Source organism: Blautia sp. MCC269 (assembly GCF_018785655.1).
In the GTDB taxonomy this organism is placed as follows: Bacteria; Bacillota; Clostridia; order Lachnospirales; family Lachnospiraceae; genus Blautia_A.
Genome location: NZ_WQQE01000025.1, coordinates 113516 through 133985, shown reverse-complemented (window position 1 = coordinate 133985; position 20470 = coordinate 113516). Strand labels below are relative to the sequence as shown.

14 protein-coding genes and 1 pseudogene are annotated in these 20470 nt (G+C 45.9%); 2 read left to right on the top strand and 13 right to left on the bottom strand.

Features of this window, described 5'->3' with window-relative positions; translation table 11 throughout:
• Window positions 1-81: 81 nt before the first annotated feature.
• The 5 genes from GPK88_RS09295 to trxB all read right to left on the bottom strand — a co-directional run bounded on the left by GPK88_RS09295 (window position 82) and on the right by trxB (window position 5043).
• Window positions 82-912 carry a PTS system mannose/fructose/sorbose family transporter subunit IID gene (locus GPK88_RS09295; protein WP_021651182.1) on the bottom strand — a complete coding sequence of 277 codons (831 nt, stop codon included), beginning with the start codon at window positions 910-912 and terminating at the stop codon, window positions 82-84.
• Entirely contained in the window at window positions 909-1724 is an 816-nt protein-coding gene (locus GPK88_RS09290; protein ID WP_173775521.1) for a PTS mannose/fructose/sorbose/N-acetylgalactosamine transporter subunit IIC, read from the bottom strand. The genes GPK88_RS09295 and GPK88_RS09290 overlap by 4 nt, the downstream gene beginning before the upstream one ends.
• A gap of 104 nt (window positions 1725-1828) precedes the next feature.
• Window positions 1829-2806: a PTS sugar transporter subunit IIAB gene (locus GPK88_RS09285; RefSeq protein WP_215707721.1), complete on the bottom strand. Its 978-nt coding sequence runs from the start codon at window positions 2804-2806 to the stop codon at window positions 1829-1831.
• A 274-nt stretch (window positions 2807-3080) separates the two neighbouring features.
• Entirely contained in the window at window positions 3081-4118 is a 1038-nt protein-coding gene (locus tag GPK88_RS09280; protein WP_148446224.1) for a LacI family DNA-binding transcriptional regulator, read from the bottom strand.
• Window positions 4105-5043, bottom strand: a complete 939-nt coding sequence (gene trxB, locus GPK88_RS09275) for a thioredoxin-disulfide reductase (protein ID WP_173762224.1) — start codon at window positions 5041-5043, stop codon at window positions 4105-4107. Before trxB ends, GPK88_RS09280 begins: the two co-directional genes overlap by 14 nt.
• A gap of 77 nt (window positions 5044-5120) precedes the next feature.
• Between trxB and GPK88_RS09270 the strand changes: the two genes are divergently transcribed.
• On the top strand, window positions 5121-6929 hold the full coding sequence (locus GPK88_RS09270; RefSeq protein WP_252197729.1) for a DUF885 domain-containing protein: 1809 nt from the start codon (window positions 5121-5123) through the stop codon (window positions 6927-6929).
• A gap of 29 nt (window positions 6930-6958) precedes the next feature.
• On the opposite strand, the gene GPK88_RS09265 is transcribed toward GPK88_RS09270, so the two are convergent.
• Window positions 6959-7240: a hypothetical protein gene (locus tag GPK88_RS09265; protein WP_021976992.1), complete on the bottom strand. Its 282-nt coding sequence runs from the start codon at window positions 7238-7240 to the stop codon at window positions 6959-6961.
• Between the two features lie 5 nt (window positions 7241-7245).
• Complete coding sequence (locus GPK88_RS09260) at window positions 7246-7659, bottom strand: acyl-CoA thioesterase (RefSeq protein WP_294413156.1); 414 nt, start codon at window positions 7657-7659, stop codon at window positions 7246-7248.
• A 593-nt stretch (window positions 7660-8252) separates the two neighbouring features.
• On the opposite strand from GPK88_RS09260, the gene GPK88_RS09255 reads away from it, so the two are divergent.
• A complete protein-coding gene (locus GPK88_RS09255) occupies window positions 8253-9905 on the top strand; it encodes a CapA family protein (protein WP_252197727.1) in 1653 nt (550 codons plus the stop codon).
• Window positions 9906-9999: 94 nt separating this feature from the next.
• Here the strand turns inward: GPK88_RS09255 and GPK88_RS19595 are convergent.
• From GPK88_RS19595 to GPK88_RS09225, 6 genes and pseudogenes are all read right to left on the bottom strand, one after another.
• A pseudogene (locus GPK88_RS19595) lies at window positions 10000-11884 on the bottom strand (HAD-IC family P-type ATPase).
• A gap of 238 nt (window positions 11885-12122) precedes the next feature.
• Entirely contained in the window at window positions 12123-14009 is a 1887-nt protein-coding gene (glgB, locus tag GPK88_RS09245) for a 1,4-alpha-glucan branching protein GlgB (RefSeq protein WP_215707720.1), read from the bottom strand.
• 228 nt (window positions 14010-14237) lie between these two features.
• Window positions 14238-15590, bottom strand: a complete 1353-nt coding sequence (locus GPK88_RS09240) for a polysaccharide deacetylase family protein (protein WP_330626647.1) — start codon at window positions 15588-15590, stop codon at window positions 14238-14240.
• 237 nt (window positions 15591-15827) lie between these two features.
• Window positions 15828-17141: a trigger factor gene (gene tig / locus GPK88_RS09235; RefSeq protein WP_148446237.1), complete on the bottom strand. Its 1314-nt coding sequence runs from the start codon at window positions 17139-17141 to the stop codon at window positions 15828-15830.
• A 116-nt stretch (window positions 17142-17257) separates the two neighbouring features.
• Window positions 17258-18754, bottom strand: coding sequence for a polysaccharide deacetylase family protein (locus GPK88_RS09230; RefSeq protein WP_148446239.1), 1497 nt, complete (start codon window positions 18752-18754; stop codon window positions 17258-17260).
• Between the two features lie 50 nt (window positions 18755-18804).
• The gene (locus GPK88_RS09225; protein WP_330596839.1) at window positions 18805-20325 is read right to left on the bottom strand and encodes a polysaccharide deacetylase family protein; all 1521 of its coding nucleotides are present in this window, start codon (window positions 20323-20325) and stop codon (window positions 18805-18807) included.
• Between the last annotated feature and the right edge of the window lie 145 nt (window positions 20326-20470).

Here is a 20470-nt window from a genome sequence, read left to right as displayed (position 1 = left end):
TTCGTTATTTTTGGCTTTTTTATAGGCGGACCGATCGGGCCCGCCTTTTTGCAGTTCTGATTTTATCCTTATCTTTAAGGCTTATGCAATTCCGAGAAGAGAGAGAAGGATGCTCAGGATGATAACACCGATGATCAGAACTGTGATGCTGATATTTTTCTTTTTCAGCAGGTAGTAACACAGAAGTGTCAGTCCAAGGGGAACAATGCCGATAAAGATCTGATCCAGCATGTTCTGGAGGTTCAGAACAGATTCACCTTTCATCGTGAGTTCATAAGTGGAGTTAAAGGTTACCATGCTGGCAGTCATACCGCCGACCATGATCAGACCTACAATGCTGGCAGCCTTTGTCAGGATGTTCATAAGACCGCTTGCATAAACCTTCTGGATGTATTCGGAACCAAGCTTGTAGCCCAGGAATGTTCCGTAATATTTCACAAGAATAGACGGAATGTTGAAAAGAAGCAGGAACACGATCGGTGCCAGAACGTTTCCGGATGCACCAAGTCCTACTGCGATTCCGGCTGCGATTACACGGAGAACGCCCCAGAAAATGGAATCACCGATACCGGCCAGAGGTCCCATCAGGGAAGATTTCACCGCATTGATGGAGCTTGCATCAAAATCCTTCTGCTCGCTGTTTTTCTTCTCCATGGATGCCACAAGACCCATGATGAATGTAGATAAGGTGATGGTTGTATTGAAGTAAGACATACTTCTTGTGAGGGCAGCTTTTTTGCCTTCCTCATCGTTTTTGTAAAATTTATTGATAAAAGGCATCAGGGAATAGCAGAAGCCGGAAGCTCCCTGTTTTGCCGGGCTTACTGCCGCATACAGAGTAAAGGAACGCCAGAACGCTTTTCTCAGCATTTTTCTTTCATCTGCAGGAATGGATTTCGTTAAATTACTCATGAGAAAAATTCCTCCTCTTCTTCGTCAAGATATTCGTCAGCGCTACCGGCCGGTGAAACTGCTACTCTCTGTGCTGCAAGCTGATTCATCTTGTAATCGTTCATACCAATGGAAATGGCAATGATCACACCGATCACGGCAAGGGCGATCAGCGGAAGGTTTAAGTATGCTGCAAGGACAAATCCCAGGAAGTAGAACATGCAGATCTTGTTGTCCCAGAGCATTTTCATCAGCATCGCCATACCTACTGCCGGAAGAAGTCCACCGCAGACGGTCAGGCCGTTCATAACAACATCCGGGATCGCATCCAGAAGTGCGCTGACTGCGTCAGATCCGAACAGGATTCCGAAGAATGCGAACAGGGAATACAAAAACCAGTTTACAGCCCAGAGTCCGTAATGAAGGGCGATAATCTGTTTCTCCTTGCCCTCTGCTGCCAGACGGTCGAAAGTTTTTGCAAACATACCTACAATAAAGATGTAGAGAACGGTCTTGATCTGAAGACCAAGGATACCAATTGGAAGTGCCAGTGTCAGGGCTACCTCAGAACCTTTGCCCAGCATGATGGCAAAAGCAGTTCCTACGGCTGTGGCGATTCCGGGTTCTGCCGCGGAAGCACCTCCGATGTTTACAACTCCCATAAATACGGCTTCCAGTGAAGCTCCGATGATCACTCCTGTATGAAGATCTCCAAGAAACAGACCTACCAGCGGTCCGATGACGATCGGACGGTTCAGCATGGTAAATCCGATCAGCTCTGCACCGCCGACACAAATGAATACGGCAAGTGCTACAAGAAATGCGTTTAACATTTTTTCTTTCCTCCCTTTTTTGTTACGTTTTACTTATTCCGTGGATATTCACATTCCACGATCTGCATTCCGATAACTATTACGTTTATTCTTTTTTATATGCATCAGTTTAATTTATCAAGCACATCCTTCACAAGTTTCTGCTCATCATTCGGTACCTGCTGCATACAGGTCTTCGGGTCAAGGGCAACCAGGTCTTTCAGCGCCTGCTGCTCTGTTTTTGTCAGCATGATGGTCGGTGTCAGGACAAGTTTCTCGGAAACATCGATTCCATCGAAACGTCCGGTATTTCCTACATTGAGGAATCCGATCTCGCCAACGCTCTGTCTTATTTTCAGGGCATCTTTTACGGTTCTTGTAAGAACCAGAATACGCATCCTGGATGCTTTCGGATTATTTAAGATACGGATGGCTTCATCCACCGGTTTGATCAGGGATTTGATTCCGCCCGGTACTGCCATTTTCAGTGCCATCTTCTGGGTATTGTCGTTGGCTGCCTCATCATTGGCTACTACAATTCCCTGTACTGCCAGCTGTTTGGTCCAGGTCATGGCAACCTGTCCGTGAATCAGACGGTCATCTACACGAAGTGCGGTGATCTTTGCTGTGGAATTGTCGTAGGACTGCGGGGCCGGTGCTTTTTTCGGTGCGGATTTCTCTGCAGCTGGTGCAGCATTTTCTTTTGCCGGAGATTTTTTCTCCCCGCCCAGATCTACCACCTGAAGTTCTTCCCTTGCGTCATCGATGAACTCCTGGATCTCTTCCTCTGTTACATCGTCATCTGCCATCATCACCTGCATCAGGACAGGAAGGTTGGTTCCTGTGATCAGCGTAACATTTTCTTTCTGGCTGTATCCCAGAAGTTTCTGGTTTACGCTTCCTCCCATCAGGTCTGTGAAAACGAAAATCCTGTCGTTTTCATGCTGTGCGAAATATTCTTCAAACTTTTTCTCCACATTGTCTTCCGGTGTTACGTAAGCGTCGATGGTTGTGATCTCGGCCATTTTTCCAACGATCAGTTCTGCTGTGTAACGGATACCGGAGGCCATTTTTCCATGTGTGGCGATCAGAATCTGTTTCATCTGGTATTCACTCCTTCTGTACTCTTTCCCTTTGGTTATGTACCTAACCTTTATGTTCACACTATAACATCAAAGATAGGTTGTGTAAATAGGTTATGTACATAACCTATTATTGTGACAAGTTCGAAATTATGGTTTTGTGCAGGTTTCACATAGATAATTTTACCAAAAAAAGCCGAAAATACTCTGGCTGTCAGATACTGACAGTTCCCGTATATTTCGGCTTTTGACATCTTTATATTTCAGATTCTCTGTACTTTTACTGTGTAATTCCTTACTTTTCCTCTTCCTGCGGCTGTAACGACTTCCGCGGTATCAGTGTAACCGGAAGCTCGATCTCATTCTCCCGCTCTTTCTCCACACCGTTGATCCGCTCCATCAGGATCTCCACCGCAAGGGAAGCTTTCTGCTCCACATTCTGGCTGATCGTGGTCAGCCTTGGCACGGAAAATTCCGCATAGCTGATATTATCGTATCCTGCGATTCCAATCTCCTCCGGGATTTTCACTCCACGGCTGCTGAAAAAGCTGATCGCCTCCAGCGCATAAAGATCTGACAGGAAAAACAGGGCAGTCTTCGGTTTTTTCCGCTGAATCAGCCACGCATAGCTTTCTTTTCGTTTGGCGTAGTTCATTCCAAGAGCGGTAAACTGCACCTTCTGCTTTTTCCCTGCAAATTCTTTCGCTGCACGCTGGGCACCCATGTAACGGAAATGATCCACACCATTGTCACGGCCTGCACAGACCTGGATATGCTCATAACCGCATTCCAGGAGATATTTTGTCATAAGGTAACCGCCGCTCTCGTCGTCCAGTCCAATATTCAGGACATGGTTTTCCTGACCTGCGTCAAGCTCGCCGTAGGCATCAATGGAAACGATAGGCTTGTTGATCAGCTGATAAATTTTTTCGCAGTTGCTTTTGCTGAATGAGATGGCAATGACGCCGTCCACATCCCAGCCCATAACCATCTGAAAGATCTTGTCCGTATCCTTTGCAGAATAGAGCATCAGATAATAGCCAAGTTCCTGCACGTATTTTTCAATAAAACCAATGATCTTTCCGTAAAAAGGATCTCCGATAACAGAATCCTTGAAGTCTTTATGATAATTGATCACAACTGCGATCAGCTGAGATTTCTCCTTATTGAGAACTCTCAGTCCCATTTTCTGGACATATCCCATTTCCCGGATAAGATTCTCGATCTTCTCAATGTTTGCAGGAGATACTTTTTTTGTTTTTCCATGTATGACGTTGGAAACAGTTGTTGTGCTTACACCTGCTCTCTGCGCGATTTCCTTAATGGTTGCCATTGTCTGTCCTCCAGAGATATTTCTGTGCGGAAGCCACTGCATTGGCTCCGTCTGAAACAGCAGTTACTACCTGGCGAAGTGCCTTGGTACGAATATCCCCCGCTGCAAAAACCCCAGGTGCGCTGGTAACACCATCTTCTCCTGCACAAATATATCCGTTTTCATCCAGCTTAAGCTGGTCTTTTACAAGTGCCGTGCTGGGAACAATGCCTACTGCGATAAAAACGCCGTCTGCTTTCAGTTCCCGTTCTTCCTCTGTTTTCACATTGCGGATCTTAAGACCTGTCACTTCTTCCTGGCCCAAAATCTCAAGTGGAACACTGTCCCACACCATTTCTATATTTTCGCAGGCAAAAACCTTCTCCTGAATGGCCTTATCCGCCCGAAGCGCATCACGGCGGTGGACAAGATATACTTTTTCGCAGAGGCCGGAAAGAAAAACCGCGTCCTCTGCTGCCACGTTTCCGCCGCCCACTACCACTGCAGTCCTGTCCTTATAAAAAGCTCCGTCACAGGTAGCACAATAGGAAACTCCAAGGCCGCCAAGGTCATCTTCTCCCGGAATATCCAGTTTCCTGTGCTCAGCTCCAAATGCAAGGATCAGCGTTTTTGCCTGGTATTCGTGTTTTTTTGTGCGGATCGTCTTGATCTCCCCGGAAATATTTTCCAGGGAAAGGATCTTCTCGCGCTGCGGTTCCAGCCCCAGCTTCCGGGCATGCTCCCCGAACGCTTCCCCCAGATCCATACCTGAGATTCCCGGCATTCCCGGATAATTATCCACCTCATAGGTAGCTGTGATCTGGCCGCCCGGTGCGAAATTTTTGTCGATCCATATAGTATTTAATCTGGCCCTGGACGCATAGATCGCTGCCGTGATCCCTGCCGGACCTCCGCCTAAAATTGCAAGATCATAGATATCGCTCATGTTATTTCTCCATAATTTATCGGCTTTTTTTCTGTATTTCCGTTCACATAATATCATAGATTCCGTAATTTTCCAATATGATAGAACAAAGCATCCTTCTGAAAGGATCTCCTATGCCTTTTAAGATCCGGGGAAAAAAATCTCCTCTTTTTATCACTTTGCTGCTTGTCCTGACGCTGTTTGCAGGCCTCACTGCCGGCTATTTTTCCGCCCATGGGATCACGGAAAATGGAAAATTTGAAGCCTTTTCCAGAAAAGTTTTTCAAAATGAAGTCTCCGGCAGCACACTTACTCTTCACTATACCCTGGCACATCCGGAAAAGCAGGGCATCCCACGAAAAAAAGCCTCTCTTGGCACCGTCCCGACCGACATGAAAAATACATATCAGATCTGCAGCCAGTACGAAGAAAAGCTGAAATCCTTTCGCTACAGCCGCCTTTCCACGGAAAACCAGCTGACTCTGGATTCCATGCTCCTCTATTATCATACGGAAAAATCTCTGGGCGACAATTATCTTCTCCAGGAACCACTTGGGCCAAGTCTTGGTATTCAGGCCCAGCTTCCGGTACTTCTGGCGGAATACGCTTTTTATGAAGCTCAGGATATCACCGATTATCTCAACCTTCTCACCACCATCCGGCCTTACTTTCAGAGTATCCTGAAATTTGAGAAAAAGAAATCCGAAGCTGGTTTCTTTATGAGCGACACTACTCTGGACCGGGTTCTGGCACAATGCAGCGCTTTTATCCAGAATCCGGACAACAATTATATGCTGGATATTTTTCAGAAAAAGCTCTCGGATTATGGAAAACTTTCCGTTTCAGAACAGAACGCTCTGATCCTGACCCACAAAAGTCTCATGAAAACAGAAGTCATTCCTGCCTATCAGGAACTTATGACCGGGCTGGAAGCTTTGCGTGGCACAGGGAAAAACAATCGTGGCCTGACTTATTTTAAGGGAGGAAAAGCCTACTATCTCTATCTTCTCCAGAGCCAGACCGGTTCTTACGTTCCTGTAAAACAAATGGAAAAACGTCTCTCCAGACAGCTTTCCAGCGAAATCGGCATCGCAGGAACCATGCTCCGCAAAAAACCGGAACTTCTGACTATACTCAACCAGGGAATCACTTTCAAAAAAATGAAACCCGCCCAGATGCTGAACGCCCTTCAGCAGAAGATCCAGGCAGATTTTCCAGCCCTTGCAGATGTCACTTTTGAACTCCGCACAGTCCACGATTCCATGAAAGATTACTTAAGTCCTGCCTTTTATCTCACACCACCCATGGATACCGGAACCCCTAACGTGATCTACATAAATCCGGCTGCCAGTTACCAGGAACTGGAGCTTTTTACCACACTGGCACACGAAGGATTTCCAGGACACCTTTACCAGACTGTCACCTTCCAACGCCAGAATCCCTCCGGAATCCGGAATCTCCTCTGCACCTCCGGTTTTGCGGAAGGATGGGCCACCTATGTTGAGCCCTTTGCCTACCAGTACGCGGCCGATTATATTCAGGATCCTTCTGCCACAGAACTTGCCAGGATCTCCTGGCTGAACCGCAGCATCAACTTATGTATGTACTCCCTTCTGGATATCGAGATCCACTACAACGGCTGGACCCAGGCCGAAGCAGCCAGCTTCCTGAAAGCCTTTGGAATCGAAGACAGCACCGTTGTCTCCGAGATCTACCAGTATATCCTGGAAACCCCCGGGAATTATCTGAAATACTACTGGGGCTACTTAAGCATACTGGATCTACGCACCTCCGAGCAGAACCGCCTGGGCCAGGATTTTGACCTGAAAAAATTTCACAACCAGGTGCTGAAAATCGGAGGTGTGCAGTTCCCGGTGCTGGAGAAATATATTGATGCGGAATTTTAACCGAATCCCTGGGCCAAAATTATAACTTTTTACTCCAGCCCCGCAAAAAACAGCTCATAAAAATCATCCTCACCCTCAAGCATCGGAGAATTCTCCCCGCCACCATTGGTGCTCCGCTTCATAGCCGCATAAAACTCTTCCCCCGCCGCAATCAGATCCATCTCATAAACTGGAACCCCAAGCTCCCGGCACTTTTTACAGAAGGCAGCCAGCGGCTCCTTCTCCTTACGGGTAGCCAGCAAAACCTCCCGAAGCGCCGGGTCCCTGCGGGCCTTTTCCTTCAGATTATCAAGCATCTCCACAACTTCCATCCAACTTACTCTCCCTTCGCACAATCTCTAAACAGAACATCCAGTTCCGGAATCTCCCTCTTCAGAGAAACCAGCTTCCCATCCCTGGTAAAACAATGCTTCGAAGAAGCCACAGTACAGACCTCGCCCCTGGTCACATTAAAAAACTCATAATCCAGTTCCAGAACCGCACCACTATACTTCCTCACTGAAACCGAAATCTCCACCACATCATCAAAAAGCACCGGCTTCTTATAAGAAACCGAAACCCCCGCAACCGGAGAAACGATCCCCCGATTCTCCACCTCGCCATAACCAAAACCCATCTCCTTCATAAAATCGATCCGGGCCTCTTCCATCCATTTCACATAATTGGAATGATGGATAATCCCCATCTGATCCGTCTCATGATACTGCGCCTTACGCCTGTAAACACCCACAAAAACACTCCCTTCCATTTTTCCTACAGTATACACCACACCCCCACACCAGGCAACAACACCTCACCCTTCCCACTTCATTTCAAACCGACAGCGAAGCGCCTCGGCTCATCCAACTCCCGGGAAACCACTCAACCTCACATTCTAAACCGAACTCCCACCCCGCCACTCTACCCTCACACTCTGAACCTCACTGCCCGGGCAGCCATCAGCACTTCCCGGCTTGAAACACCAGCTGGCAAGGCGTGTGCTGTCTGGCGACGACTCTGCAGGAGGGGTGCTGATTCTTAGTCGGTGGAAATCTGCGTTGCTTCAAAAATTCTCGCTGTTTGAGCGAAACGAGTTCGGGAATTTTTGAAGCGGTTTTAGCAGATTTTCAGCGGCTTAGAAGCCAGCCCCCGACGAAGCCCCGGCGCCGGACAGCACACGCCTTGCCAGCGTCCGTCCAACAAAACCACAAACCAGACAGCAACCCCAACACGGGCGTACGTTCCCTCCCACCACCCTCTTCCCACGAAAAAAAAAATCTGCTATAATACAACCACGCAAACCAATCACATTCAAAATCCAAAGAAAGACAAGGTAAACCATAAATGAAATTCTCACCCAACATCAAAATCCCCGACTCCCTCAAACGAGTCTTAAAAAGAGAATCCACCCCTACCCCTCTGCAAGAGCCCAGGCGTCCCATCAAACGCAACCCCAAGGACAACATCCCGTTAAACTTCCGCGAACGCAGCAACGCCCGCATAAGCCTTCTGGCATCCATCGTTGTCCTTGCCATCCTGGTACTTTTCTTCAATCAGCTGGACTACCGCCTTATCCGCAAACCAGCCATTGATGCCCAGAAAAAAGCAGCTGCAATAAAAGAAAAACAAGAAGCAGCTGCCACTACCGGAGAAATCACCACAGCCTCCGTTATCGCAGTCGGCGACAACCTCTACCACCAGAGCCTCATAGACGCAGGCGCATCCTCTGACGGCAACTGGAACTACGACAAAATCTACACCCACATCCAGGACGCCATCAAAGACGCAGACATCAAAATGATCGACCAGGAAACCGTCTTCACAACCGACCACGACAGCGTAAGCTCCTACCCCTCCTTCGCAACCCCGACCGAAGTAGGAGACGCCATCGTAAAAGCCGGATTCAACGTAGTAGAATCCGCCAACAACCACATTGATGACTTCGGCGAAGGCTTCCTCACCGACACACTGAACTTCTGGAAAACCAATTATCCAGATGTCACACTTCTCGGAATCCATGACTCCCAGGAAGATGCTGACACCGTAAAAATCCGCGAAGTAAACGGTATCAAAATCGCATTTCTGGATTACACCTACGGCACAAACGTAGGCGGAATCGAAGGAAAAGATTACATGATCGACATGATCCGCAAGGACAAGATCACAACCATGATCCAGAAAGCCAAACAGCAGGCTGACTGCATCATCTTCGTAGCACACTGGGGCACCGAAGACGAAACTATGCCAAACGAATACGAAAAACAATGGGCAGCCTATCTCATGGAACAGGGTGTAAATGTCATCATCGGCGGTCACCCACATGTACTTCAGCCATACGGCCGCCTTACCGATGATAATGGCAATGAAGCTGTCGTTTTCTACTCTCTGGGAAATTTCGTATCCACCCAGCAGAAACTGGAAGAGCTCCTTGGCGGAATGGCAAAATTCACTATCCAGAAAACGGTAAAAGATGGCCAAACTTCCATCGAGATCCTGACACCAACTGTAGAACCTCTGGTTATGCATTACAACAGCGATGCCGGAGAATTTGGGCCGTACATGCTTTCTGACTACACGGAGGAACTGGCATCTCAGAACGGTGTTCAGAAGTACATTGGTTCCGGTGTATTCACTCTCGACAACCTGAAAAAGAAATTCAATGAAATCATGTCCATGAATGTTACCCCATCCACAGGAACCAATCTTCTGGATGTAACCATTGATACTGATCTGAATATGATTGATGCATCCGGAAATATCGTAGAAGACACCGATTCTATCACAGCAGAAAAATATTATGCGGACAAAGGAATTGACATTAATTCCGAAAATTTCAACTCTGCAGACAATAATTCCGGCAGCACAGACGGATCCTCGGATGACACCTACGATGATGGCTCGGATTCTTATGATGACAGCAGCTATGACGATGGTTCCTACGATGATAGTTCTTACGACGATTCCTATGATGACTCCTACTATGACAGCGAAGAATAAGTTGTATTAATTCCAGATAAAAACACCGGAGATCGGAATGTCTCATCTTCCAATGACATTCCGATCCCCGGTATTTTTTATTTTCTGTTTTTTGTCAGAACTTCACCACCTGTTTCAGTCCCTGAATCACCAGCATACTTAATCCTGACAGTCCGTAAACGGTCAGAAGCTCTCCCATTTTAAGTGTCTGCACTACAAAAAAATCATGAAGCACCGGAACCGTAAGTACCACTGTAAGAAGTATAAATCCAGCCAGGAACGCTCCCTGCATAAAATGGTTATTAAAAAATTCTCCGGTAAAAATCACCGGTTTTTTCGCCTTACAGTTATATCCGTGAAGCAATCTTGACAGGCACAGCACCGCAAACGCCATAGTACCTGCCAGCACCTTATTTCCATCCCGATATCCAATCAAAAATGCAGCCAGCACCACAGCACCGATCACACCACCTTCCACTCCAATGCGGGTCAGGAAATCTTTTGTAAGAATGGATTCCTTTACGGGTCTGGGCTTTTCTCCCATCACATCATGATGGTAAGGTTCCAGCCCCAGCGCAATGGCCGGAAGGCTATCCGTAAGCAGATTGATAAACAGCAGATGCACCGGCGCAAAAGGAACCGGTAAGCTCATCAGAGAAGCCACAATCACTACCAGAATTGCCGCAAAATTTCCGGAAAGAAGAAACTGTATAGCTTTTTTGATATTTTCATAAATATTTCGTCCACTCTCCACTGCCTTGATGATCGTGGCAAAATTATCATCCGTCAGAACCATAGATGCCGCATCTTTTGCAACCTCTGTCCCCGAGATTGATCATTGCCGTTTCTGTGGGATCTCCGATCTCCTGCCCTTCCACATTGGTGGAATCGTTGCACAGGATACTGAACCTGAGCATCTGTCCCTGAAGGGGATCTTCCGGATCGATCTCATCTGCAGGGATATCACGTCCGTCCACATAGTAGTGTTCAATAGTCATACGGTTCTGCGTCAGTGTTCCCGTTTTGTCCGAACAGATCACCGATACGCTTCCAAGCCCTTCCACAGACTGGAGCTTCCGGATGATCGCACCTTCCTTTGCCATTTTTCTGGTACCAAAAGCCAGCACGATAGTCACAATGGAACTTAAAGCCTCCGGGATCGCCGCTACAGCCAGCGCCACTGCAAACAGGAATGCATCTGCCACATTTCCGCCTTTCAGTACCTGCAGGACAAAAAGTGCTCCACACAGCAGAAGGATCATCATGGAAAGCTTTTTGCCAAACTGATCCAGATTAACCTGAAGCGGCGTTTTTTTCTCCGAAGTATTCTTCAAAAGGCTGGCGATCTTTCCAACTTCCGTGTTCATTCCAATGTCTGTTACAAGAAAAACACCTCTTCCATAAGTTACGTAACTTCCGGAAAATACCATGTTTTTCTGATCCCCCAGGGCCAGTTTCCCTTCCAGCGGGTCACTGATCTTATCCACCCCGAGGCTTTCTCCGGTAAGTGCGCTCTCATCTGTTTTCAGGCTGGCACTCTCCAGCACACGTCCATCTGCCGGAATATAATCCCCCGCCTCCAGATGAACGATATCTCCTACTGTGATCTCCCGTCCCGGGATCTGCACCACTTTGCCGTTCCTTACCACTTTTGCCTCTGGCGCCGCCAGCTGTTTCAGGCTTTCCAGGGAATTCTCTGCCTTAATGGTCTGCACAGTTCCCAGGATCGCATTCATGGTAATCACCAGCAGGATCACTGCCGCGCTCTCTGTTTCACCCAGGAACAGGGAAACCACCGCCGAAACAATCAGGATCAGCACCAGAAAATCTTTATACTGTTCCAGAAAAATCTGCAGACCACTTTTTTTCTTACCTTCCGCAAGTTCATTGAATCCGAATTTTTCCTGCCTTCTTTTTACTTCCTCATTCGTCAGAAAATCCTGTTCCCCATTCAGATCTCTGCGTACAGTTTCTACCGTTTCATTGTAATAAGTTTTCACAGATACCATTCCTCCTTTACAGATCCTCAGCAAAATCCCTGTTAACAGTATGGGCAGAATCGTAAAAAAAAGAGACTTTTATTGCACAAAAAACATGCAATAAAAGTCTCGCTGTTTCATCACGATACACAGGCATTCACCCATCGAGATTGACGACATCATGAACACTGACGTGCCAGCTACTCCCCTTTATATGGCTTACTATACTGTCCAAAAAAGCTTTTGTCAACCCGGAATATCAGTATGTAAATACGCCGACTCCATAAGCTTCCAGCGGATATGCAAAAGAAAATTCCCGGTTGTCGCAGTTCTTCTTCTCTGCCTTGAATGCCTTGCCTTTCGGAAGAAGTCCCTGCTCATTCATAATCAGTTTGTACTGTTTCTTCTTCGGTACACCTACACGGTAATCCGGACGTGCTACCGGCGTGAAGTTGCATACAACCAGAATGTTGTTACGTCTTGTGGGGGATTTTCTCACAAAACTGAAGATACTTCTGTCGCCATCGTTGGCATTGATCCACTCAAATGCAGAAGGATCATTGTCCGCACCATAAAGTGCCGGATATTTCCTGTAAATGTGAAGAAGATCACTGACATACTGCTGCAGTTTCTGATGATTCTCCTCTCCAAGAAGATACCAGTCAAGCTCTCTGGCCTCACTCCACTCCCGAAGCTGTCCAAAATCCTGTCCCATGAACAGAAGTTTCTTACCCGGATGTCCAAACATGAAGGTATAACCAGCTTTCAGGTTCTTGAATTTATCATCCAGTTCGCCTGGCATCTTTTCCAGCATGGAGCACTTCAGATGTACTACCTCATCATGGGAAAGAACCAGAACATACTTCTCACTGTATGCATAAGTCATGGAAAATGTCATCTTATTATGATTAAATTTACGGAAATACGGATCCAGCTTCATATATTCCAGGAAATCGTTCATCCAGCCCATATTCCATTTCAGGGAGAAACCAAGCCCGTCGTCTTCTGCCTTGCCGGTTACCATCGGCCATGCGGTAGATTCCTCTGCGATCATGACAGTTCCATGATTTCTTCCCAGAACAACGGTATTCAGATGCTTGAAGAATTCAATAGCCTCCAGATTCTTGTTTCCGCCGTATTTATTAGCAACCCACTCACCGTCTTTCTTACCGTAATCCAGGTAGAGCATGGACGCAACCGCATCTACACGAAGACCATCAACGTGGCATTCCTCTACCCAGTAAAGAGCGTTTGCGATCAGGAAGTTCTTCACCTCCGGGCGTCCGTAATTGTAGATCTTAGTTCCCCAGTCCGGATGTTCACCCTGTCTCGGATCTGCATGCTCATAAACAGCAGTTCCGTCAAAATTAGCCAGTCCATGTGCATCCTTCGGAAAATGTGCCGGTACCCAGTCAAGAATGATACCGATCTTCTGACGGTGGAGATAATCAACCAGATATTTGAAATCCTGCGGTGTTCCGTAGCGGGAAGTCGGTGCATAATAGCCGGTTACCTGATAGCCCCAGGAGCCGTCAAAAGGATGCTCTGCGATACCCATAAGCTCCACATGGGTATATCCCATTTTTTTGACATACTGGGCAAGCTTCGGCGCCAGTTCTCTGTAAGAATAAAAACCATCCTCATCCTCTGCTGTCTGCGGATGCTTCATCCAGGAACCCGGATGTACCTCATAGATCGACATGGCGCTTGTATCCGGATCAAAGTTCTCACGATTTTTCATCCAGGTATCATCTTTCCATTTATAGTTGGTGATATCTGTAATACGAGAAGCTGTTCCGGGACGCATTTCAGCGGCATTGGCATATGGATCTGCCTTGTAAAGCTCCTCACCATGTGCACCTGTAATGTAAAATTTATACAGCTGTCCGATCTTCGCTCCCGGTACAAATGTCTCATAAACGCCAATGGGTCCAACTTTTTTCATGGGATTCTTCTCCGCATCCCATTCGTTGAATTCACCTATAACAGAAACCGCCTGTGCATTAGGTGCCCACACTGCAAAATAAACTCCTTTTTTCCGGTTCTGCGTGTCCGGATGTGCTCCCAGCTTCCTGTAAATATCATAATTCGTGCCCTGACCGAACAGATACTGGTCAAGCTCCGTAAATTGTAATTTCTTTCCCATTTTCAGGTACCTCCCTTTATAGTTCTGCCACCGTCCATTCCCCAATTTTAAGTGGAGTTTTTTATTCTATAATTATACCAATCCCTATATTTTCAGTCAAGGAAAAACCCTCTTCGGCTAATATGTGTCTATTATCCGACAGTGTCAGATAAAGTCAAAAAAGAGACCTGAATGACGCACATTTTGTCACTCAGGTCTCTGGTGTTATTTAACCAAATATCTTCTTAATTATTCTTCACTTCCATCATCGTAGGAACCATCGTCATAGGAACCGTCATCATAGCTTCCATCATCGGAAGAACCATCGGAATAATCACTTCCGTCAGAGGAATCATCGGAACCGTCACTGACATCAGAACCATCGGAAGAGCCATCGCTGACATCTGTGCTGTCAGAAGATTCGCTTCCATCGGAAGAATCTGTGGAATCACTGGAATTTCCCGCATATCCTGCAACACGTCCAGCCTGAAGGGAGCTGTCCCAGAAGTCAGAATAGGAAGCACTCTGTAAAGTAACATCTTTAGCTGCTGCAAGTTCACTGACTGTCACCAGCTTATATCCCTCATTGACCAGTTCCGGAATCAACTTCTCAGTAGCACATTTTACAGATGGCTCATGGATATCATGCATCAGAATGATAGAACCATCACTCAGATCGCTGTTCATGATCTCATTGTAATCCGCATCCGCATCCATCAGTTTCCAGTCCAGGGAGTCTGTGGACCACATGAAAAACGGTTTGCCTACTGCTGCCATCTGTTCTTCTGTGATTGCTCCATACGGTGCACGGCACACGGTTGCAGCCTGTCCGCAGGCTTTCACCAGCTCGTCATCTGTTTTCTGGAATTCCTGTACAACAGAATCCAAATCCATATTCGGAAGAGTCTGTGACGGATGATCCCAGGTGTGGTTACCAATCTCACAGCCAAGCTGAACCATTCTCTGTACGGTGGACTCACGTCCCTCAACATTCTGTCCCAGCATAAAGAAAGTAACATGAATGTTATATTTCTCAACTGTGTCAAGAAGTGTTTCTGTATATTCTCCAGGTCCGTCATCAAAAGTCAGGGCAATCATCGGACGCTTCTGAGTCGGGTCGTAGGAACCATCCTCATTGAAGTAATAATCCTTCACGCCTTTCTCAACCCATCCGGTCTGCATATATCCATTCTCATCAAAACTGTATGTAGTTCCGTCAATCTCCGCAAAACCATTGATATAATATGTACCGTCCGGATTCTGATACCATTTTCCTGTGGAATCCTCATGCCATCCCGGTGTCATAACCGAAAGCTTATCTGCAGCCGCTGTGCCCTTTACAGGCATCACCGTAGCATCTGTGCTGCTGTTATCCGAACTGCTGTCTCCGGATGAATCTGAAGATCCGGAATCGGACGATGCGGAAGCATCTTCTGTACTGTTATCCGTGGAAGTTCCTGCCGTATTCGCCTGCACATTTACAGTCTCTGCATCTTTACTGCTTCCACCGCCTGCATGATTGACAATCGGAAGAATTACCCCGCGAACAACAAAAATCAGCAGAAGAATTGCCGCAACCACACAGGTTATACGTTTCATCATCCTCCGCCGTCTTAATTGCTGCTGCTTTCTACGCATTCTTTCGCGCAAAACTCTTTTGTCCATTTTATATATCCCCATTTATATTACTTATAACTTTTTAATGTCTAAACTTTATCATACCTCATTTGGTATTCAAATACAATGGAATTTCCGAAAGAATCTCTTAATTTTCGCCTCTGGTATTTCTGTGAAAAAAGCGGTTCCCGGAAAGAATTCCGGGCCCCGCATCTTATTTCTTTACTCTGCTGAATCTGTTTCTCCCTCTTCAGGAACCATGTCTGTGGCTTCTGCTGCTTCCAGTTCTTCATCAACCGTTCCCTCGGCGCTGCTTCCGTCTTCTGACGGATCGTCTCCGTTTACGCCTTCGGTATCACCGGCAGTAACTTTTTCTTCCACTGTAGCATTATCCAGTATAAAATCTTCTACCCTGAGAAGTCCGATGGATTCATCTACTGCAGCCTGTCCATATTTATCTACCAGCGCTGCCAGATCTTTGACATTATATGCCTTGATCAGTTCATCCTGAATGCTGAGAGATTTTTCATCCTCAAGTGTCATGTTCTCCGCATCCATAATTCCCTGCACGATCAGGTTCTGTTTCACCTTATATTCCGCATACTGACTGCTCTGTTCCTCAAAATCATCCATGGAAATTCCCTGGGCTTTTACAAAATCCTCCAGAGTCATATCACCCTGTTTTGCGTAATTTTCGTACAGTGTCTTAAATTCTGTTTTTGCTGTATCCAGATCATCCTGAGGATATTCTTTTACTTCGGAAGCAGAAAGTACTGTATTCCATGCAGTCTCACGGAGTGTATTCTGTGCGCTTGTTTTTGCCTCATCCTCCAGTGTGGTGCGGATCTCTTTTCTGTATTCTTCTGCTGTTTTGCAGTCTGTATTCTTGGCTGCCCAGTCATCGGTAAGCTCCGGTGCACGTTTGAAGCTCTGCAGGGTAACTTTGAATACAACTTCCTGTCCTGCCAGCTCTTCAGATGAATACTCTTCCGGGAATGTAAGATCGAGATCTTTTGTCTGGCCTTTTTTCATTCCGATAATTCCATCTTCAAAACCGTCAATAAAAGTTCCGGAACCAATGGTCAGTTCATAATTGTTGGCTGTTCCTCCATCAAATGCCACACCATCTTTGGTTCCTACATAATTGATCGTAACCACGTCACCGTTCTGGACGCTTCCTTCGGTTACTTCCTCGGCCTTATTCTGTAATTCTTCCTTAATTCTTCCGTCAACCATATCATCGGTTACCGCTTCTACAGTTTTATCAAGAGACAGCCCCTTATACTGTCCGATTGTCACATATTTGCTGACATCATCCACAGATACCAGTCTTGTATCTCCGGAAACTGTGCCTGTACTTTCTTTATCTGAATCTGATTCTGCGGAATCTGCTGCTTTGGAATCTTTTTCATCAGCTGTATCCTGTGATTCCGCTGTGGATTTTGTTTCTTCTTTCTGACCTGCAGATGTGCCACAGGCTGTCATTGCCATAGCTGCACACAGTGCAAGAATAACGAGATATGTCTTTTTCTTCATATCTTACTCCCTTCATCAAATAAAACGGATATTTATATTCCGATTCAAACTCTATATTCAACTGTGGATTATTATAGTCTTTTTTTATGTTTCCCTGTAAAATCTGAATTACTTTTTTACATTTCAGGAACCGGTGTCGGCCTGGAAGAATCCCATACTTCAGATACATCAAACAGATCACTGAGCATATCCGGATTGTAATACATACGATATCCATCCAGATTTCTTCTTCCCTGTCGGAAATATTCACTTGTGATCTGTACAAAATACTGGCTGGAATCCACGTTACAGAAATAACGGTAGCCACGGCTCTTGTAATATTCATACTTGGCATTATCCGAAGTATATCCTTCCCAGTCACCAATATCTGCGCCAAAGGCAAAAATAATCATGTCCGTTTTTCCCAGAATCGGAGCCACATATTTTTCCCATTTCTTATTATCGGTTTTCAGTTCAGCCGCAGTGGAAGACGTTGCATTTCTGTGTCCCCAGGTATGGCTTGCAAATTCCCAGCCGTCTTTTTTCATGGCTTTTGCCACTTTCTTGGCCTGCTTTACCTCTTTGTCATAGTCAAAGTCCGGATTGGCTTTAAGAAAAGCCTTCTGGTTATCCTGAAGATTTTTCTTGGTTTTATAGGCACCGTCGGTACGGTATCCCAGAACTCCGTTGTAACCTGTCATCGCCAGAATTCCTTTTCTTCCATGATAGGAAAAATCCGGATGCTGTTTTATGAAGGAGTCCAGAATAGGCACCACATCGTAATCGCCGGTTACAACTGTTCCGTCTGCCTTTTTATATTCACACTTGATGTCTCCGTTGTCATCAATTACCAGCTTTGTGGCAAAACCATCATCATCCATGTAATGGTAATAGCTGACATCATCTTCGGAAAGCACAAACGGAATCTTGCCTTCCGGAAGCATGATCTTTCCTCTGCTCATAGTTCCGTCATCATTAACAACCGCCATGTCATGAGGACTTACCAGTACGTATCCCTTCTCATACATACTCTGAATCATCTTTTTAAACTCGCTGACTGTTGTCATCATCTGATTGTATCCCGCTTCATCGGAATCTCCGTCAAAAGCTCTGGATGTGTCTACAATCAGTGAATGAAAGAACACATGGGTAATATTTTCCAGCGGATATTCCACACAGGCATCTCTTTTCTTTCTGTATTCCGATACTGCCTTCTGCATCTTATCACTGGTTGCAAACTTCCAGTTATTCTGAAGAACAGAAATCGCCCCTGTGTAGTCATACTGCTGTGCCAGTTTCTGCGCCTTCTTGAGAAGTGTTTTTTCGTCTGAGGAAGTACTTGTGGAACTGTCTTCGGATTCTTCCCGTTTCTGGGTTTCCTTCTCTGCTTTTTTTTCTTCTTTTGGTGTCTCGGTAGCTGCCGGCTGATCCTCCGGATCTGCTGCTACTTTGGCCACTTCTTCTGCTTCTTCAGACTGTGTATCCTCCTCTTCTGCCTCATCTGACTGTGTTTCTTCACTGTCCTGTGACTGGGCAATCATATTGTCCTTCTCAACGGTAACGGAAGAATTTCCGCCCACAAGAAGTGACGCTGCAAGTACTGTTGTCAGTACACCTGCAATTTTTTTCTTCATAAATAATAAGCCCCTTTCTTTTAAGTCCCCTCGTATCTTTTATCTGCGGATCATCCCATCGGCGGTACCGGTGTCGGTCTTGCAGAATCAAAAACTTCTTTTGCGTTAAAAAGATCTTCCAGAAGCTCCGGATTATAATACATACGATATCCATCCAGATTTCTTCTTCCCTGTCGGAAATAGCGGTCACGGATCTGTACAAAATATTGACTGGAATCTACATTACAGTAATAATTATAGCCCTGTCCCTTCAGATATTCGAATTTATCGCCGGAATAATCTGCTGCATTTGTAAGATCTGTTCCAAAAGCAAAAATAATGATATCCGTTCCCCCAATCAGCGGATCCACATTTTTTTTGAATTTTTCGGTATCGGACTGCAGTTTCTCCAGGGAAATCTGTCCTACATTCTGATGTCCCCAGGTATGGCTCGCAAATTCCCAGCCTTCTGCCTTCATAGCATCAGCAACTTTTTTTGCGGCTGCCCGTTCTTCCTCCAGACTGAAATCCGGATGTTCGTCCAGCCACTGTACTTTATTTGCATCCAGATCTGCAGGACGTGTTTCATAACTTTCGTCTGTACGGTATCCCAGAATTCCATTGTACCCGGTAAGTGCCACGATTCCCTTGGCTCCCCGGTAGGAAAAATCCGGATGCTGCTCCACAAAACGGTCAATCAATGGTACCATATCGTAATCTCCTACTGATACGCTGCCATCATCTTCCACATATTCGTTGCGGATTTTCCCCTCTTCATCCACAATCAGTTTTGTGGCAAAACCATCTCCATCCATATAATGATAATAACATACATCATCCTGCGAAAGGACAAACGGTGTTTTCCCCGGTGGGAGAAGAATTTCTCCTTCTGTGATATTGCCGTTTTCATCCACCTTTGCCATGTCTTTAATGCTTACCATGACATAGCCCTTATCGTACATGGTCTGCGTAATCTTATTAAACTCATCAATGGTAGTCATAACCTGATTATAATCTGCTTCTTTATAATCTCCGTCAAAAGCTTTGGATGTATCTTTTATCAGAATATGATAAAAGACATGCGTCACTTCTTCAAGTGGCCATGCCGTACATGTTGCTTTTGTTTCTTCATATTTTTTTACTGCATTCTGCATCTTCTGGCTGGAACCGTAATCCGGATCGTTTTTCAGAAGATCTATTGCCTTATCATAATTATACTGCTGTGCCAGAAAATCTGCCTTTGCAAGAGTATCACCGGATACGGTTTCTTCTGATGCGGCAGCTTCTGTCAGAACGTTCTGCTTGGAACTTTCATCCTGCGAATTTTTCTGATTTTCTGTTTTGTTTGATTCTTTTGTAGCAGATGCGCTTTTTTTCTGCTGAGAGACTGCTGTATTTTTTTCTTTAAAAGCTGTCACACCGGCGGATATGCCTCCGGCGACAAGCAAAATTACTGCTCCTATAGCGATCAGACGATTTCTGCGTTCCCGCTGCAGGCGCTTCCTGCGGCGTTCCAGCATACATTTACGCCATTCTTCATACTCCGGAGTTCCCATTTCTGGTCTGGATCTCCGGGGCCTGTTCTCTTCCATACCAATTTCCTCCATCTCTGGTCTTCTTTCGTTTCTTACGTATAAACAAAGATCACCCTGTTTCTGCAATCCATCTGGTATATATTGTGGACCACAGCATAATCATTATACCTTGTAAACGCTGAAATTTCCACCATTCCTCCTG

What these genes read in the sequence shown, in the direction of transcription:
- GPK88_RS09295 (WP_021651182.1), bottom strand. Translation starts at nt 912, where the DNA reads ATGAGTAATTTAACGAAATCCATTCCTGCAGATGAAAGAAAAATGCTG.
- GPK88_RS09290 (WP_173775521.1), bottom strand. Translation starts at nt 1,724, where the DNA reads ATGTTAAACGCATTTCTTGTAGCACTTGCCGTATTCATTTGTGTCGGC.
- GPK88_RS09285 (WP_215707721.1), bottom strand. Translation starts at nt 2,806, where the DNA reads ATGAAACAGATTCTGATCGCCACACATGGAAAAATGGCCTCCGGTATC.
- GPK88_RS09280 (WP_148446224.1), bottom strand. Translation starts at nt 4,118, where the DNA reads ATGGCAACCATTAAGGAAATCGCGCAGAGAGCAGGTGTAAGCACAACA.
- trxB (WP_173762224.1), bottom strand. Translation starts at nt 5,043, where the DNA reads ATGAGCGATATCTATGATCTTGCAATTTTAGGCGGAGGTCCGGCAGGG.
- GPK88_RS09270 (WP_252197729.1), top strand. Translation starts at nt 5,121, where the DNA reads ATGATAGAACAAAGCATCCTTCTGAAAGGATCTCCTATGCCTTTTAAG.
- GPK88_RS09265 (WP_021976992.1), bottom strand. Translation starts at nt 7,240, where the DNA reads ATGGAAGTTGTGGAGATGCTTGATAATCTGAAGGAAAAGGCCCGCAGG.
- GPK88_RS09255 (WP_252197727.1), top strand. Translation starts at nt 8,253, where the DNA reads ATGAAATTCTCACCCAACATCAAAATCCCCGACTCCCTCAAACGAGTC.
- glgB (WP_215707720.1), bottom strand. Translation starts at nt 14,009, where the DNA reads ATGGGAAAGAAATTACAATTTACGGAGCTTGACCAGTATCTGTTCGGT.
- GPK88_RS09240 (WP_330626647.1), bottom strand. Translation starts at nt 15,590, where the DNA reads ATGATGAAACGTATAACCTGTGTGGTTGCGGCAATTCTTCTGCTGATT.
- tig (WP_148446237.1), bottom strand. Translation starts at nt 17,141, where the DNA reads ATGAAGAAAAAGACATATCTCGTTATTCTTGCACTGTGTGCAGCTATG.
- GPK88_RS09230 (WP_148446239.1), bottom strand. Translation starts at nt 18,754, where the DNA reads ATGAAGAAAAAAATTGCAGGTGTACTGACAACAGTACTTGCAGCGTCA.
- GPK88_RS09225 (WP_330596839.1), bottom strand. Translation starts at nt 20,325, where the DNA reads ATGGAAGAGAACAGGCCCCGGAGATCCAGACCAGAAATGGGAACTCCG.